This is a genomic window from Magnetospira sp. QH-2, assembly GCF_000968135.1.
Classification (GTDB): domain Bacteria; phylum Pseudomonadota; class Alphaproteobacteria; order Rhodospirillales; family Magnetospiraceae; genus Magnetospira.
This window is the reverse complement of record NZ_FO538765.1, coordinates 927918-942129: the sequence shown is the minus strand read 5'-3', so window position 1 is coordinate 942129 and position 14212 is coordinate 927918. Positions and strand designations below refer to the sequence as shown.

16 protein-coding genes are annotated in these 14212 nt (G+C 59.2%); 11 read left to right on the top strand and 5 right to left on the bottom strand.

Features of this window, described 5'->3' with window-relative positions; genetic code table 11:
- Window positions 1-11: 11 nt before the first annotated feature.
- Entirely contained in the window at window positions 12-1475 is a 1464-nt protein-coding gene (locus tag MGMAQ_RS04510) for a lipase maturation factor family protein (protein WP_158498772.1), read from the bottom strand.
- A gap of 130 nt (window positions 1476-1605) precedes the next feature.
- Between MGMAQ_RS04510 and purC the strand changes: the two genes are divergently transcribed.
- From purC to MGMAQ_RS04485, 5 genes are all read left to right on the top strand, one after another.
- Window positions 1606-2370, top strand: coding sequence for a phosphoribosylaminoimidazolesuccinocarboxamide synthase (gene purC, locus MGMAQ_RS04505; protein WP_046020603.1), 765 nt, complete (start codon window positions 1606-1608; stop codon window positions 2368-2370).
- Window positions 2371-2387: 17 nt separating this feature from the next.
- Window positions 2388-2627, top strand: a complete 240-nt coding sequence (gene purS, locus MGMAQ_RS04500) for a phosphoribosylformylglycinamidine synthase subunit PurS (RefSeq protein WP_046020602.1) — start codon at window positions 2388-2390, stop codon at window positions 2625-2627.
- A 4-nt stretch (window positions 2628-2631) separates the two neighbouring features.
- Window positions 2632-3321: a phosphoribosylformylglycinamidine synthase subunit PurQ gene (purQ, locus tag MGMAQ_RS04495; RefSeq protein WP_046020601.1), complete on the top strand. Its 690-nt coding sequence runs from the start codon at window positions 2632-2634 to the stop codon at window positions 3319-3321.
- Window positions 3322-3574: 253 nt separating this feature from the next.
- Window positions 3575-4606 carry an IS110 family transposase gene (locus MGMAQ_RS04490; RefSeq protein ID WP_046020119.1) on the top strand — a complete coding sequence of 344 codons (1032 nt, stop codon included), beginning with the start codon at window positions 3575-3577 and terminating at the stop codon, window positions 4604-4606.
- Window positions 4607-5024: 418 nt separating this feature from the next.
- Complete coding sequence (locus MGMAQ_RS04485) at window positions 5025-5432, top strand: hypothetical protein (protein WP_082085265.1); 408 nt, start codon at window positions 5025-5027, stop codon at window positions 5430-5432.
- 49 nt (window positions 5433-5481) lie between these two features.
- Here the strand turns inward: MGMAQ_RS04485 and MGMAQ_RS04480 are convergent, their stop codons facing one another.
- Complete coding sequence (locus tag MGMAQ_RS04480) at window positions 5482-5658, bottom strand: DUF2061 domain-containing protein (protein ID WP_158498771.1); 177 nt, start codon at window positions 5656-5658, stop codon at window positions 5482-5484.
- 201 nt (window positions 5659-5859) lie between these two features.
- On the opposite strand from MGMAQ_RS04480, the gene MGMAQ_RS04475 reads away from it, so the two are divergent.
- Window positions 5860-6654 (top strand): helix-turn-helix transcriptional regulator, encoded by a 795-nt coding sequence (locus MGMAQ_RS04475; RefSeq protein ID WP_198409158.1) that lies wholly within the window; start codon window positions 5860-5862, stop codon window positions 6652-6654.
- 253 nt (window positions 6655-6907) lie between these two features.
- Here MGMAQ_RS04475 and MGMAQ_RS04470 read toward each other — a convergent pair whose 3' ends face one another.
- Together MGMAQ_RS04470 and MGMAQ_RS19290 are read right to left on the bottom strand one after the other, a co-directional pair.
- Entirely contained in the window at window positions 6908-7939 is a 1032-nt protein-coding gene (locus MGMAQ_RS04470) for an IS110 family transposase (protein WP_046020598.1), read from the bottom strand.
- Between the two features lie 517 nt (window positions 7940-8456).
- On the bottom strand, window positions 8457-9098 hold the full coding sequence (locus tag MGMAQ_RS19290) for a DsbA family protein (RefSeq protein ID WP_052716112.1): 642 nt from the start codon (window positions 9096-9098) through the stop codon (window positions 8457-8459).
- A gap of 118 nt (window positions 9099-9216) precedes the next feature.
- Between MGMAQ_RS19290 and MGMAQ_RS20055 the strand changes: the two genes are divergently transcribed.
- From MGMAQ_RS20055 to MGMAQ_RS21500, 4 genes are all read left to right on the top strand, one after another.
- Window positions 9217-9786, top strand: coding sequence for a nuclear transport factor 2 family protein (locus MGMAQ_RS20055; RefSeq protein ID WP_082085263.1), 570 nt, complete (start codon window positions 9217-9219; stop codon window positions 9784-9786).
- Between the two features lie 40 nt (window positions 9787-9826).
- Entirely contained in the window at window positions 9827-10084 is a 258-nt protein-coding gene (locus tag MGMAQ_RS21270) for a hypothetical protein (protein ID WP_198409157.1), read from the top strand.
- A 160-nt stretch (window positions 10085-10244) separates the two neighbouring features.
- Window positions 10245-10448: a hypothetical protein gene (locus MGMAQ_RS04450; protein WP_046020596.1), complete on the top strand. Its 204-nt coding sequence runs from the start codon at window positions 10245-10247 to the stop codon at window positions 10446-10448.
- A gap of 286 nt (window positions 10449-10734) precedes the next feature.
- On the top strand, window positions 10735-11004 hold the full coding sequence (locus tag MGMAQ_RS21500; RefSeq protein WP_052716111.1) for a transposase: 270 nt from the start codon (window positions 10735-10737) through the stop codon (window positions 11002-11004).
- 14 nt (window positions 11005-11018) lie between these two features.
- Here MGMAQ_RS21500 and MGMAQ_RS04440 read toward each other — a convergent pair whose 3' ends face one another.
- A complete protein-coding gene (locus tag MGMAQ_RS04440; RefSeq protein WP_046020595.1) occupies window positions 11019-13232 on the bottom strand; it encodes a cyclic nucleotide-binding domain-containing protein in 2214 nt (737 codons plus the stop codon).
- A gap of 158 nt (window positions 13233-13390) precedes the next feature.
- Between MGMAQ_RS04440 and MGMAQ_RS04435 the strand changes: the two genes are divergently transcribed.
- Complete coding sequence (locus tag MGMAQ_RS04435; protein ID WP_065814673.1) at window positions 13391-14161, top strand: metallophosphoesterase family protein; 771 nt, start codon at window positions 13391-13393, stop codon at window positions 14159-14161.
- The last annotated feature ends 51 nt before the right edge of the window (window positions 14162-14212 follow it).

The following is a 14212-nucleotide window of genomic DNA, read 5'->3' as shown; positions in this document are numbered from 1 at the left end:
GATCCTAAGGGTCAGGTATGGGGTTGATGGGTGTTTTGCATATAAGGCCAGGGCGGGAACGGCGCCCGCCATTCCAAGGTCCACCAGTCGCCGGTGCGGGCCCGGGTTGCCGGATCGGTAAAGCGGTACTGCCAAAGAGACGCGCGCAGGAACTGGGGCGGCCCGTCCTTGAAGCTGTCGTCCGGCAACAGGGCGAGCACCGAAGGGCTGCCTTCCAGCAGCTTTTCCATGAAACGGCGATAGAAAATCATGAACACCGGATCCTGCGGCGGCACGAACCAGATCAGCCAGTCCAGGCGCGGTTGATGGGGCATGACAAAGCCGGGCGCCCGGGCCGGATCGCCGGGCCGATGGGCCAGTTCCAGCGGCTGCCAGGTTTCGCCGTCCATGGACCATTCGATGACCACTTCCAGCCGCTCCATCTTCATGGTCGGGAAGACGTGGTAGAGATTGGCGATGCGGAACGATTCCACCTGCATCACCAATGCCTGAACCCATCCGCCCGGACGCCAGCCGGTGACCATGGAAGTGGATTGCAGCAGGCTGACCAGGATAATCAGCGCCGCCAAGGGGCCGAATACCATTTTATGCAGTCCGCCGACCTTCTGGCGAGCCGACGCGAGACTCCAGCGCGGCAGCACCGCGCGCAACGCCTGATCATCAAACAAAAACAGGCAGAGTAGGATGGTCAGCAAGTTAATGAAATTGTGGTTGCTGGTGGCGATGATCAGCACCTGCATGAGGATGGTCAGCCCGGCCCCCACCATGCGCCAGCGTCGCGGCGCCAGGAACAAAAACGGCACCGCAATCTCGATGACCAGGGTGGCCAGCGTGCCCCCTTGCAGCATCCATTGGGGCAGCTGGTGCGCATACCAGGCGCCGATGTGGGGCAGCGGCTGGGTCTCGAAATAGGCGGTCAGCGCGGTCAGGCCGATCCAGGAGGGATCGCCGCTGATGATCTTGGAAATGCCCGACAGAAAGCGCAGCCGGAACAGCAGCCAGCGCATCATCCAGATCACCAGCCGCGAACCGCCGTTGGCCAGGAAGATGGCCAGAAACCCCGCCTCCAGGATCAGATAGTCCCATTGGAAATGTAGGAAGATCGTGCCTGCCTGTTGCAGACTCAGATAGAGCACGAACAGCCCGATCAGCGAAGCCTGCCGATAGCGGCCGAGCAGCAAAGGGACCGACAAAGCCACCCCGGCCCAGGCCGCCGCGCTCAAGGCCCAATCCCCATCGGCCAGCCAGAAGACCGAAGGCACGCGCAAAAACCGCGACCAGCCCAGTTGCGCCTCCGCCCCGGCCAGTTGGTCGGCGATGGGGAACATGCCGTCGCTGCCCGCCAGCCCCTGGACCTGCACCGCCAGGGAAGCAAAGGCAATGGCATAGACGATCGCCAGGCCTTTGAGGAACAAGGCGGTGACAATGCGATAATCGTCAGGCGTCTGCCAGATGTGGTCCCACAAACGCGGCACGGATGGCCTCCCGGATCTTTTCTCCATCTTATACCAAGCGGACTGGACGACCACCCCTGCCGTGGTCGTTGCCCCATCGGGGGACTCCTGCTATAGGGAGCCTTTCATCCATACATCGGGATTTTTCGCCATGGCGCGACGCAGGCAAATCTATGAAGGCAAGGCCAAGGTTTTGTTCGAAGGACCAGAGCCCGGGACCATCGTTCAGTACTTCAAGGACGACGCCACCGCCTTCAACAACAAGAAGAAAGGCACCATCACCGGCAAGGGGGTGCTGAACAATCGCATCTCCGAGTTTTTGATGATGCGTCTGGGCGAGATGGGGGTGCCGACCCACTTCCTCCGCCGCCTGAATATGCGCGAGCAGTTGATCCGCCAGGTGGAAATCGTGCCGGTGGAAGTGATCATTCGCAATGTGGCCGCCGGATCTATTTCCAAGCGCCTGGGCATCGAGGAAGGCACCCCGCTGCCGCGCTCCATCGTCGAGTATTGCTATAAGAACGACGAGTTGGATGATCCGTTGATCGCCGAGGAACATGTCACTGCCTTTGGTTGGGCGACACCGCAGGAACTGGACGAGATCCTCGCCCTGTCCCTGCGCATCAACGATTACCTGTCGGGGATGTTCTATGGCATCGGCCTGAAGCTGGTGGACTTCAAGCTGGAGTTTGGCCGCCTGTGGGAGAACGAGCAGATGCGCATCGTCCTGGCTGACGAGATCAGCCCGGACTCCTGCCGCCTGTGGGACGTTTCCACCAACGAGAAAATGGATAAGGACCGGTTCCGCCGCGACCTGGGATCGGTGGAAGAAGCCTATCAGGAAGTGGCCCGCCGCCTCGGCATTTTGCCCGAAAGCGGCCCCGCCGATCTGAAGGGCCCCGAGGCCGTACAGTAGAATCAAGGACAGATGCCATGAAAGCCAAAGTCACCGTCACCTTGAAAAACGGCGTCCTGGACCCGCAGGGAAAAGCCATCGAACATGCGCTGGACTCCCTGGGTTTCGGCGGCGTGGACAGCGCCCGCCAGGGCAAGATCATCGAACTGGACCTGGCCGAGACCGACGAGTCCAAGGCCAAGGCGCAGGTGGAGGAGATGTGCAAGCAACTGCTCGCCAACACGGTGATCGAAAATTACGCCATCGAGATGGGGTAAGCCCATGAAAGCCGCCGTCATCGTCTTCCCCGGTTCCAATTGCGATCGGGACATGCAGGTTTCTCTCCGCAATGCCATGGGTGAAGAGCCCCGCATGGTCTGGCACCGGGACACCGAACTGCCCGACGTGGACCTGATCGCCGTGCCCGGCGGGTTCTCCTATGGCGACTATCTGCGCTGTGGCGCCATGGCCAGCCATTCGCCGATCATGGCCGAAGTCAAAAAGGCCGCCGAGCGGGGGGTGCATGTGCTCGGTGTCTGCAACGGCTTTCAGGTGTTGACCGAGGCCGGTCTGCTGCCCGGCGCCCTGATGCGCAACCGGGACATCAAGTTCCTGTGCCGTGATGTCTGGCTGTCGGTGGAAAAGACCGATGGGCCCTTTACCACCGGCTACGAAAAGGGCGAAGTGATCCGCATTCCCGTCGCCCATCACGACGGCAACTACTTCACCGATGAAGAGACCCTCAAGCGCGTCGAGGGCAATGGCCAGGTGGCCTTCCGCTATTGTTCCGCCGATGGAACGGTGGACGACACCCATAACCCCAATGGCAGTTGCAACAACATCGCTGGACTGACCAACCAGCGTGGGAACGTGCTGGGCATGATGCCGCACCCGGAACGGCTCGCCGACCCGGCACTCGGCGGCACCGATGGCCGCGCCATGTTCGAGGGCCTTGTCGGCGCATTGGGCTAAAGGCTTGTCTTATGAAGAAAGTGTCCAAGGGCTGTAAGCTCAAGGATGCCAGGGTGAGGCTGGCATGTTGAAAGTTCGAAGGCCCTCATGCTGAGCTTGTCGAAGCATGTGTCGCCACAGGCTCGAAATCGGACTTTTTCAGATGGCGGTAATCGAGCAGTCAGGGATTGCCTAAACAGTCAGCTGGTCTCCACACTCGGTCTTGATCAAGTATCCGGGTCAATTCCTGGACATGGAACAGAGGAGACCAGCTATGGAGTATTTTGTTGGAATGGACGTATCGATGGCAAGCATTTCGATCTGTGAGATTGATGCAAAGGGAACCGTCATTCGCGAAGGCAAGGTGTCAAGCACACCCGAGGCGGTCGCCACTTGGCTCGAGGAAAGCGGGCGTGGCTTTGCGCGAATTGGGTTGGAAGCTGGCCCTCTGGCGCCTTGGCTGTACGCAGGACTGTCCAGTCGGGGCCTCCCTGTGATTTGTATCGAGACCCGGCAAATGAAGGCCTTTGCCAGCGCCAGCCCAGTCAAGACGGACCGTCGCGACGCCCGCTTGATCAGCCAGGCGATGCGGACCGGTTTGTACCGCGCGACCCACGTCAAGACCGCGCGCAGTCAGGAGCTCCGGATGGTGCTGACCCATCGGGAGACCCTGGTTCATCAGGTCCGTCAGTTGTCCAATACGGTACGAGGAACATTGAAAGCTTTCGGCCTCAAGGTCGGTATGGCGCGCGGACGCCTTTTCGCGGCGCGGGTTCGGGAATTGACGGCTGATAACCCGCACCTCAGCGCAGCCGCCGAGCCGCTCTTGCTTGCGCGCCAAGCCTTGCTCGAACAACTCGACAAGCTCGACCGGCAGGTTCATGCCGCTGCGCGCGATGATAGCGTTTGCCGGCGCCTGATGACCGTTCCCGGCGTCGGCCCAGTTACCGCCCTCGCTTTCAGGACAGGACTCGACGTGCCGGAACGGTTTCAAAAGTCGGTCATGGTCGGCGCCCACTTCGGGCTTGTCCCACGCAGATACGCCTCGGGAGAGCAGGACCGAAGCGGCCCCATCAGCAAGTGCGGAGATGCCATGGTTCGTTGGCTTTTGTTCGAGGCCGCCAATGCACTTCTCACTCGAACCCGCCGTTGGTCCTGGCTCAAACACTGGGGGCTCGCGGTCGCCAAAAGGCGCGGGATGAAACGCGCCAAGGTAGCCGTTGCCCGGCGTCTCGCCGTAATCATGCATCGCATGTGGATCGACGGCACGGACTTCCAGTACCGCAAGGAGGAGACCGCCATCTAAACACAACGAAAACCGAGATCGCCTGAAGGGCGGCCAGGACGCGTGGCGACGCGCGGGGCTCGGATGACAGCGCGCAGGCTGCAGTGGCGTAAGACCACGCTTTTCAGATTGCTGCACCCGATCCCCCTTGATCCCCATCATGCGGCGACGACGTCGACCGCGGACAGAAGCAAAGGGCGCCACATACCCCAGGTTCAAACCGACGGCTTGGAAATCAGCTTGACTCAAAAGACTCGATTACAGAAGCAGCCTGTTGGCGCCCGCCGGATCCAATCGGACCCGTTGCACACGCGACTTTATCGGAATCGACCACTTTTTTCGTGATTGATCAAATCCGATCAAGCACGACGTGATCTCGTGTGGCGGCGTATTGGCGGCAATTCGCCTCTGCTCCTTGATCTCTCATGGCGACAATGGGATGATGCGCTTTGCCCCTATTTTTCAGGATTTTTCAATGAAAACCGCAGCTCAATCTCTCATTGTATTGGCACTAACCGCTTTTACCCTCCCTTCCACCGCCATGTCGGCTGAACTTGTGACCGTCGCTGATTTGCATGCCAAACGGAGTGAGCTTGGCGGCAAACAAGTCACTGTCACCGGTCAGGTTGTCAAGGTGAACAACGACATTATGAAACGCAATTTTATCCATATGCAGGATGGCACGGGTTCCGGCAAAACCGGCAAGGTGATCTTCACCAGCCAGGAAACGGCAAAGGTAGGCGACGAGATCTCGGCAACCGGGACCGTGAAACTCGATGTCGATTTCGGCATGGGCTATTTCTACCCGGTATTGGTTGAAAAAGCGGCCTTCAAGCCCGCCAAGTAGGGTTCACGGGGCCGCCCTCCGAATGGTCAAAAACGGCTATGAGGTCGGCTTACTTGCGCCCCCACCGTATGACATTCCAAATTCTCTCGTGCATCAAGAAGAACACGAACCCGCTTGCGGATGAGGTGAGGGCCAGTGTCAGGGCACTCATCAATGACTCGGTATGGGGATAGCTGATGGCCGTCATGGTCACCATTCCCATGGCTTGCCATGAGAAGGATTTCACGATCGTGCGCGTTGCCGAGTCCATTTCCATTGTTCCTTGCGGGCCCCTGCCCTCTCAATAGCAAAAATCACGAAGCGCGGTAATATTGCGTTTACGCAGTGATTTTTATCATTTGTTGTTTTTATTAAACATAGGTGATATTTATAGCGCATGGATAAACTCGAACGGGCTCACGTTTTCCGAACGCGCCTCGACCTTGCGATGAAACGCAATTCTTTGAGCCGCAGCGCTTTGGCGCGCACCACCGGCGTGGACCGGTCTACCATTGCGCAGTTGCTGAGCGAGGATGAAACCCGCCTTCCTAACGCCCATCTCGCGGCGGAATGCGCGGTGGCGCTGGGTGTCAGCGTTGACTGGCTGCTGGCTTTGACCGAAAGGAGCGAAACCACCGCTGATCTGCTTGATGCGTCATTCCGCATGACCGAAGCGGATCGCACGCCGACGGATGCCCAGATAGACGAATGGCATCGGGAGTCCGCCGGGTACAAAATCCGCCATGTACCGGCGACGTTGCCGGACATTTTGAAAACGGATGCGGTCATCGGTTTCGAGTATGCAAGGTTCCTCGACAAAACCCCTGAACAAGCCGTCGCCGCCGTTCGGGATAAGGCCAAATGGCTGCATAGACCAGGTTCGGATTATGAGATTTGTGTATCGCGGGAGTGGGTGGAATCCCTCAGCCGGGGAGAGGGCTATTGGCGGGGGCTCCCCAAAGCCGCGCGCCGGGAACAGATTGAATATATGGCAGAGAAATGCCGTAACTTGTACCCCTCATTACGGATGTATCTTTATGATTCCAAGGTCGTTTTTTCTTCTCCCCTCACCATATTCGGTCCGCTGGTGGCTGTGGTTTATATCGGCCGCTACTATATGGCCTTTCGGGAAAACCGTCAGATTCAGGCGCTGACAAATCATTTTGATCAATTGGTTCGCGACTCTGAAACCGACGCCCGCTCCGTGGCCGATATCATCGAGCAAATGCCGTCAACCACCTAACAGGCTGCTTCTGTAATCGAGTCATTTGAGTCAAGCTGATTTCCAAGCCGTCGGTTTGAACCTGGGTTATGTGGCGCCCTTTGCTTCTGTCCGCGGTCGACGTCGTCGCCGCATGATGGGGATCAAGGGGGATCGGGTGCAGCAATCTGAAAAGCGTGGTCTTACGCCACTGCAGCCTGCGCGCTGTCATCCGAGCCCCGCGCGTCGCCACGCGTCCTGGCCGCCCTTCAGGCGATCTCGGTTTTCGTTGTGTTTAGATGGCGGTCTCCTCCTTGCGGTACTGGAAGTCCGTGCCGTCGATCCACATGCGATGCATGATTACGGCGAGACGCCGGGCAACGGCGACCTTGGCGCGTTTCATCCCGCGCCTTTTGGCGACCGCGAGCCCCCAGTGTTTGAGCCAGGACCAACGGCGGGTTCGAGTGAGAAGTGCATTGGCGGCCTCGAACAAAAGCCAACGAACCATGGCATCTCCGCACTTGCTGATGGGGCCGCTTCGGTCCTGCTCTCCCGAGGCGTATCTGCGTGGGACAAGCCCGAAGTGGGCGCCGACCATGACCGACTTTTGAAACCGTTCCGGCACGTCGAGTCCTGTCCTGAAAGCGAGGGCGGTAACCGGGCCGACGCCGGGAACGGTCATCAGGCGCCGGCAAACGCTATCATCGCGCGCAGCGGCATGAACCTGCCGGTCGAGCTTGTCGAGTTGTTCGAGCAAGGCTTGGCGCGCAAGCAAGAGCGGCTCGGCGGCTGCGCTGAGGTGCGGGTTATCAGCCGTCAATTCCCGAACCCGCGCCGCGAAAAGGCGTCCGCGCGCCATACCGACCTTGAGGCCGAAAGCTTTCAATGTTCCTCGTACCGTATTGGACAACTGACGGACCTGATGAACCAGGGTCTCCCGATGGGTCAGCACCATCCGGAGCTCCTGACTGCGCGCGGTCTTGACGTGGGTCGCGCGGTACAAACCGGTTCTGTCCGCCGACCTGATCGAGCGGGCGTCGCGACGGTCCGTCTTGACTGGGCTGGCGCTGGCAAAGGCCTTCATTTGCCGGGTCTCGATACAAATCACAGGGAGGCCCCGACTGGACAGTCCTGCGTACAGCCAAGGCGCCAGAGGGCCAGCTTCCAACCCAATTCGCGCAAAGCCACGCCCGCTTTCCTCGAGCCAAGTGGCGACCGCCTCGGGTGTGCTTGACACCTTGCCTTCGCGAATGACGGTTCCCTTTGCATCAATCTCACAGATCGAAATGCTTGCCATCGATACGTCCATTCCAACAAAATACTCCATAGCTGGTCTCCTCTGTTCCATGTCCAGGAATTGACCCGGATACTTGATCAAGACCGAGTGTGGAGACCAGCTGACTGTCTAGCGCGTGTCGGGTCCAATCGGACCCGCTAGACACGCGCGACCTTATTGGAATCGATCACGTTTTTTATGTTTGATCGAATCCGATCAAACACGACGTGATCTAGGCAATCCCTGACTGCTCGATTACCGCCATCTGAAAAGGTCCGATTTCGAGCCTGTGGCGACACATGCTTCGACAAGCTCAGCATAAGGGCCTTTGACCTTTCAACCTGTTAGCCTCACCTTGAGCTTCCTCATCCCGAGCTTGTCGAGGGACGAAGGGCGAAGCGGGCCGTCGGACAACACTTATTCAGCAGCCTGCTTAAGCCTTTGGCGTTCCATGGAACCCGCTGAACAGGCAGGGGAAAACAATCTTGAGGGCGGCGGAAATTGGATAGGATCCCCTTTGAACGAGACGCTGTCTGGGGGGTGTCGCCATGACGCGGGATCTCGTCCTTCAGACTCGAGAGCTTTCGATCCGCCAGAGAAGCTGATCCAACCGGTCTTGGCCGAAAAACGGTTCTCCGTTCCAAGAAAACGTCGGCACCCCCCAATGACCGGACTCAAGCAAAGCCTTCTGGTTCGACGCAAAATGGCTTTCCGCGTCCTTGGTCAACATGTCGGGCTGCTCGATCAGGTCGGCGGACAGCCCACAGGCCTCAAGACAACCGGATAGGTGCGGCGCTTCATCCCATCCCGTCGTTTGTCCGGACCAGATCAGGCGCATCAAGGAGGCATAGAGATCGTATCCCTTGGATCGCTGATGTGCTTGAAAAAGCAAGTTGTAGAGCCGGAAGGCTCGCCGTTGGTCCGGACCCGGCTTCCAGACGCCGCCTTCAACCCAGGCAACCGGACTCGGCGCGGGCTCGCCGTAGGAAAGACCCAAAAAATCCGCTGTCCGGGCCACATCAATATCGAAATAGACCAATTCCATCCGGGGCGTGTCGGTCCAGAAATCCGTCATACGCAGGACTCCCGGCAGCACCGGGCGCATGATGATCGAGACGCGTGTGTCGCGGGCGATCTTATCAAGGCGGTCCAGAGCCAAGTAGCAATAGGGGCTGGACAACGACCCATAAAAAACGATCTCCGACGACATCGGTCCCTCTCTTCTCTATTCAGTCAGTTGCCGCGCGGCTAGGCTTATGAGGCTATAGATGGGACCCCGTCTCTACAAACAGTAAATCGCTTTTCTCTCCCTAATGGAGTGATGGACAATGACCTTGGCAAACAAAGATCGCATAAGGGCCCTGCTGAAAAGCATCGAGACAGGCGACCCGGGCCCTGTCGCTGTGGTCAACGAAGCAAAATACGTTCAGCACAACCCTCAAACCCATGAAGGAAGCGAAGGGCTGGCCGAGCTGTTTCAGCGGCTTTCGAAGACTTCTCCCCGGGTCAATATCGTGCGGGCATTCGAAGACGGCGATTTCGTTTTCGCCCATACGGAATATGACTTCTCGCGCCGGAATATCGGTTTCGAAGTGTTCCGCTTCGAAGAGGGACAGGCGGTGGAGCACTGGGACAACATCCAGGCAAGACAGGCGCTCAATCCATCCGGTCGCAGCATGGTGGATGGCCCCACCGAGGCGGTCGATCTTGAACAGACCGAACCCAACCGGTTCCTGGTTCGATCCTACCTGGAAACCGTGCTGGTCGAGGGCCGGTTGGATCGCTTGCCGGATTTCGTCAACCAAGACGTTTTCGCCGAACACAGCCCGCATCGCGGTGACGACCTTTCCACATTGCGGCAAGCCCTAGCGCGTGTCGGGTCCAATCGGACCCGCTAGACACGCGCGACCTTATTGGAATCGATCACGTTTTTCATGTTTGATCGAATCCGATCAAACACGACGTGATCTAGAAGCTTCGGATTCAGGTCACAAGTCACCGGACTACCGTCGGGTTCATCGTGTTCTGGCGGAGGGCAATTTTGTCCTGGGTGTCAGCGAGGGTTATTTTGGCGGCGCCCATAGTGCTTTCTACGATCTCTTTCGGGTCTCTGACGGCAGGCTTGTCGAGCATTGGGACACCATCGAAACCATCGCCCCACGCAGGGCGTGGAAAAATGAAAACGGCAAATTTTAAAGCCTGAGCGGTAGCCAGCCCGCCCCAACATCCATGAATCACGTCGATGATATCTATCCCTCATCCGACGATCATGATGGCGCGTTCGCGCTATCGTGAAAAGCTTCACGCCTGAGCAATAGATATGTTATAGCCCCTCATAGAGCAGACTGGAGAGTCAATGGGCACCATCGTGATCTTTGCAGCCGCCGCTTTTGCGGTGGGATTCGCCTGGGGTTTCAGACGGCCCGCGGGCTACTGCCACCTCAGCACCGTCCAGCGTCATGCCTTGCCCAACCGGGCCAGCAGCGGCCTGATCAACGGCGTTGTGTTCGCGGGCATTGTGGGCGTCATTGCGGCCATCGCGGTCGGTTCGGGTCTCTAACAGGCTGCTGAGAAAGTCCGATTTTGAGCGCGTGGCGACACATGCTTCGACAAGCTCAGCACGAGGGCCTTTGAACTTTCAACATGTTAGCCTCACCCTGAGCTTGTCCAAGGGCTGTAAGCTCAAGGATGCCAGGGGATCGCGCCCCGCATGACAAGCACAGGACCATGGTCAAGATGAACCAGTATACACCAACCGTCGTCGGAATCGACGTCTCCAAGGCATCCCTCGATGCCTATCTCCACCCCCAGAGCAATGGACGGAAATTCGGCAATGACCGCCAAGGTTGGGCCGCATTGCACAGCTGGATCGCCGATGCGGCTCCTTCAAGGGCAGGCGACATATCCGCGGTGGCCGCGCTCATGTCAGACAGGCCGTCTACATGGCGACCCTCGTCGCCATGCGACACAATCCCCATATGAAGCAGAAGTACGACGCCTTGATCACCGCAGGAAAACCCCCCAAGGTCGCGCTCCCCGCCATCATCCGAAAGCTCGGGATCCTTGCTAACGCCCTCTTGCGCGACAATCGTAAATGGGCCGAAATCAGTCCTTGATCAAGACGGATACTTTAAGCTGCCCCGTTGGCCTTCCGCCACTCTTCGATCACCGGCATGGCGTAGTCATAGGCCATGTCGGCGATTTTCGGGCCGTCCTTGTAGGCCATGATGGCGAAGTCGCCGGTGGGTGGCGACAAGTATAGATCGGCCAGGCCCGCCAAGGTGTTTTTGTATTGGGCGATGCCGCCGATGGCCGTGGCGCGGGCGACGATGGACCCCAGGTTGGGAACATTCATCTTCTGGGCGAAGGGATTGAGCTTGGCGCCGAGCACTTGCCAGCCGGACAAGCCACCTTCGTAGGGGTCGATGGTGGTCATGTCATTTTGTGGATCCACGTCAACGGCGATAATCTGGCCACCTTCGTTGTAACGCTGCATGATGTCCACCGGCAGATTGTTGAGCAGCGCTCCGTCCACATGCAGATCGCCATCCTCGATGAACGGCGGGAACAGAGCCGGCGGTGTATTGCTGGCCAACACGGCGCGATAGAGCGGTCCCCGGTCATGGACCCGAACCTTGGCGCGGCTGATGTTGCACGAAACGCTGTAGTAGCGGTGCCAGAGGTCTTCCACCGTATGCTCGCCGCAAATCCGCCGCACTCCGGCGGAGAACTTCTTGCCGGTGAACAGCGAGACCATGGGCACGGTCATCTCATCCCCATCCAGGCAGAGTTTCACCGTATCTTCCAAGATCTGATCGGCCGGGTGCTGCATGGCGGTCTGAGAACCGATCAGGGCGCCCATGGAGGTCCCGCCCACCAAATCAATGGGAATGCCGTTGGCCTGCAACGCGCGCATCACGCCCACATGGGCGAAGCCGCGCGCCCCGCCGCCGCCGAATACCAGCGAGACGGCGCGCCCGGTCAGGAAGCGGGCGAGGCGGTCGAAATCGGCGTCGTCGCCCAAGCGCACATGGTGATGCAGACCCACCTGCCTTGCTTCCAACCAAGCCAGGCTGCCTTGGGGAACCTTGGTCTCTGGAGCATGGACCAGCAGCAGGGTTTTGCGGACTCCTTGCAGCGGCGTTTTCAACAAGGCTCCTTCGATATCCCCGATATCCGGTGAATCGCCGCCCTTGCCGACAAACAGCACGTGGTCCGCCTGACGCAGGCAGCGATGAGACCAATTGCTGGTATCCGAATCAGCCAAATAGATGGCGAAATCAGCCTGGGATTCCTGTTCGTTGAGCCAGCCCAGAAACGAACCGTTGCGGGTATCGTCGAAGGGGAGTTGGGCGATGCCGGGGCGCTCAAGAAGCCGTTCGCACCGCTCGCTGTCCATGATGATGGAACTGCCATGGGCATCGAGTGACTTTTTCAGGGTCTCGCCGATATCGCGTAGGGGCAAACCAGCGCGAACGGGAATCAGGGCAAAGGTCGCGGCGGTATTGCGGGCCTTGGCGCGCTTGGTCCCGGTCCCCATGAAGTGCCCGACAATGACTCCGACGAACAGCCGGTTGATTTCTTCTGGATAGCGGCTGAGCAGATCGTGCAGATGGGCGGCGGGGAGTTTCGCCAGAGTCGAATCGCGGACGGCTCGAACGTCGGCGGCTCTCGGATTGCCGGTAATCACGCCCATCTCGCCGACACTCGCCCCGGCGCCCACTTCGCTGAGCAGGCTGTTGCCCGACCCAGCATCCGGTGTCCAGATCCGCAGTCGCCCCGTGACCACGATATACAGAGCATCGCTATCATCACCAGCCGAACAGACGGTTTCGCCACTGGCCACGTTGATCATGTCAACCCGGCCTTCGAGGTCGTTGAGAATGCTCTCGGGAAGGCTGCCAAACTTCTCGCTGTCGCGGAGAACCATACCCAGACGTCGACGCATGAGGCGGTTGGAAAGAGCCTCGATCACCGGCGTCATGGCGTCGCCCAACGAGTCTGTCAGCCGTTCCATCATGGTCGAGGAAATCTTGAGAACTTTTGTGGCTCCCTCGGCATAGGCCGTTGCCACGCGGGTTCCTTCGCCGAGCAACGGAATGATGCCCACTGTGCGTCCGGGGCCGGGGTGTCCGAGAACCCTTGAACCGGATTCAGTGGGAAGCTCCAGCTTTAGCGCGCCTTCTAGAATGAGATATATGGAATCCGCCTGGTCTCCCGAGCTGAACAGGATTTCGCCGTTGGCCAGGGAGATTTCCTCGGCTGCCTCGGCAATGGCCTCGCGGGTCGCGGGGGCGGCCTCCGCGAAGAACGGGGAGTCGGCCAATAACTCGATTTTGTCCATGAAACGGTTCGCCTATCGGATGGTCTGAGCGCTGGGCGCCACTATGCCAGAAACACCCCCGAGAGGCGAGCACCGATGCGGCGCGGCGCTTTTGCTATTGCGGCTAGGGGGCGGCCCGCCTACATCATGGGCCCAGCATCCCGGGAGTTGCCCAAGAAATGGTCCTGAAAGACCTGTTCAACCGATTCATGTCATCGGCAACCCCCGCCGGAAAAGCGCCCCGTGTGCCCGACGGGACGCGGGTCTATGCAGTGGGGGATATTCACGGGCGTTCCGACCTCCTCCTGCGCCTGCACGGCCTGATCGAAGAAGACCTGCGGGCTGGGGGGATGGAGCGGTCGGTGCTGATTTATCTGGGTGACTACGTGGATCGGGGATTCGATAGTCGGGGCGTGCTGGATCTGTTGCTGACCCCGCCTCCGACCACCGAGGTGGTTTATCTCAAAGGCAATCATGAAGCCATGTTCCTGGAGTTCGTCGAAAACGGCGAATACGGGCCGCCCTGGTTCCAATATGGCGGAAGGGAAACGGCGGAAAGCTACGGACAGGCCTTGTCGCCGGAAGCGCCCATGTCGGACCGATTCGCCATCCTGGCGGAAAACCTCCGCGCGGTGGTGCCCAAGGAGCATTTGGAATTCCTTCACCAATTGAGTCCCAGCCATTGGCTGGGGGATTATTTTTTTGCTCATGCGGGGGTGCGGCCCGGGGTTCCCTTGGAAGAGCAGCAAGAGCACGACTTGCTTTGGATCCGCGATCCGTTTCTGTCCGGACGAGGGGATTTCGGGGCGGTCGTGGTGCATGGCCACAGCATTACCCCCGAACCCGACCGGCGACGCAATCGCATCGGGATCGATACCGGCGCTTATGGTAGTAATCGTCTGACCTGTTTGGTTCTGGACGGAGATCAGCAACGTTTCTTGAACACCTGACCCCCTTTTCCGGGAGCGGTAGTCGGTTTAGGATGCCCCACCCGATTGACC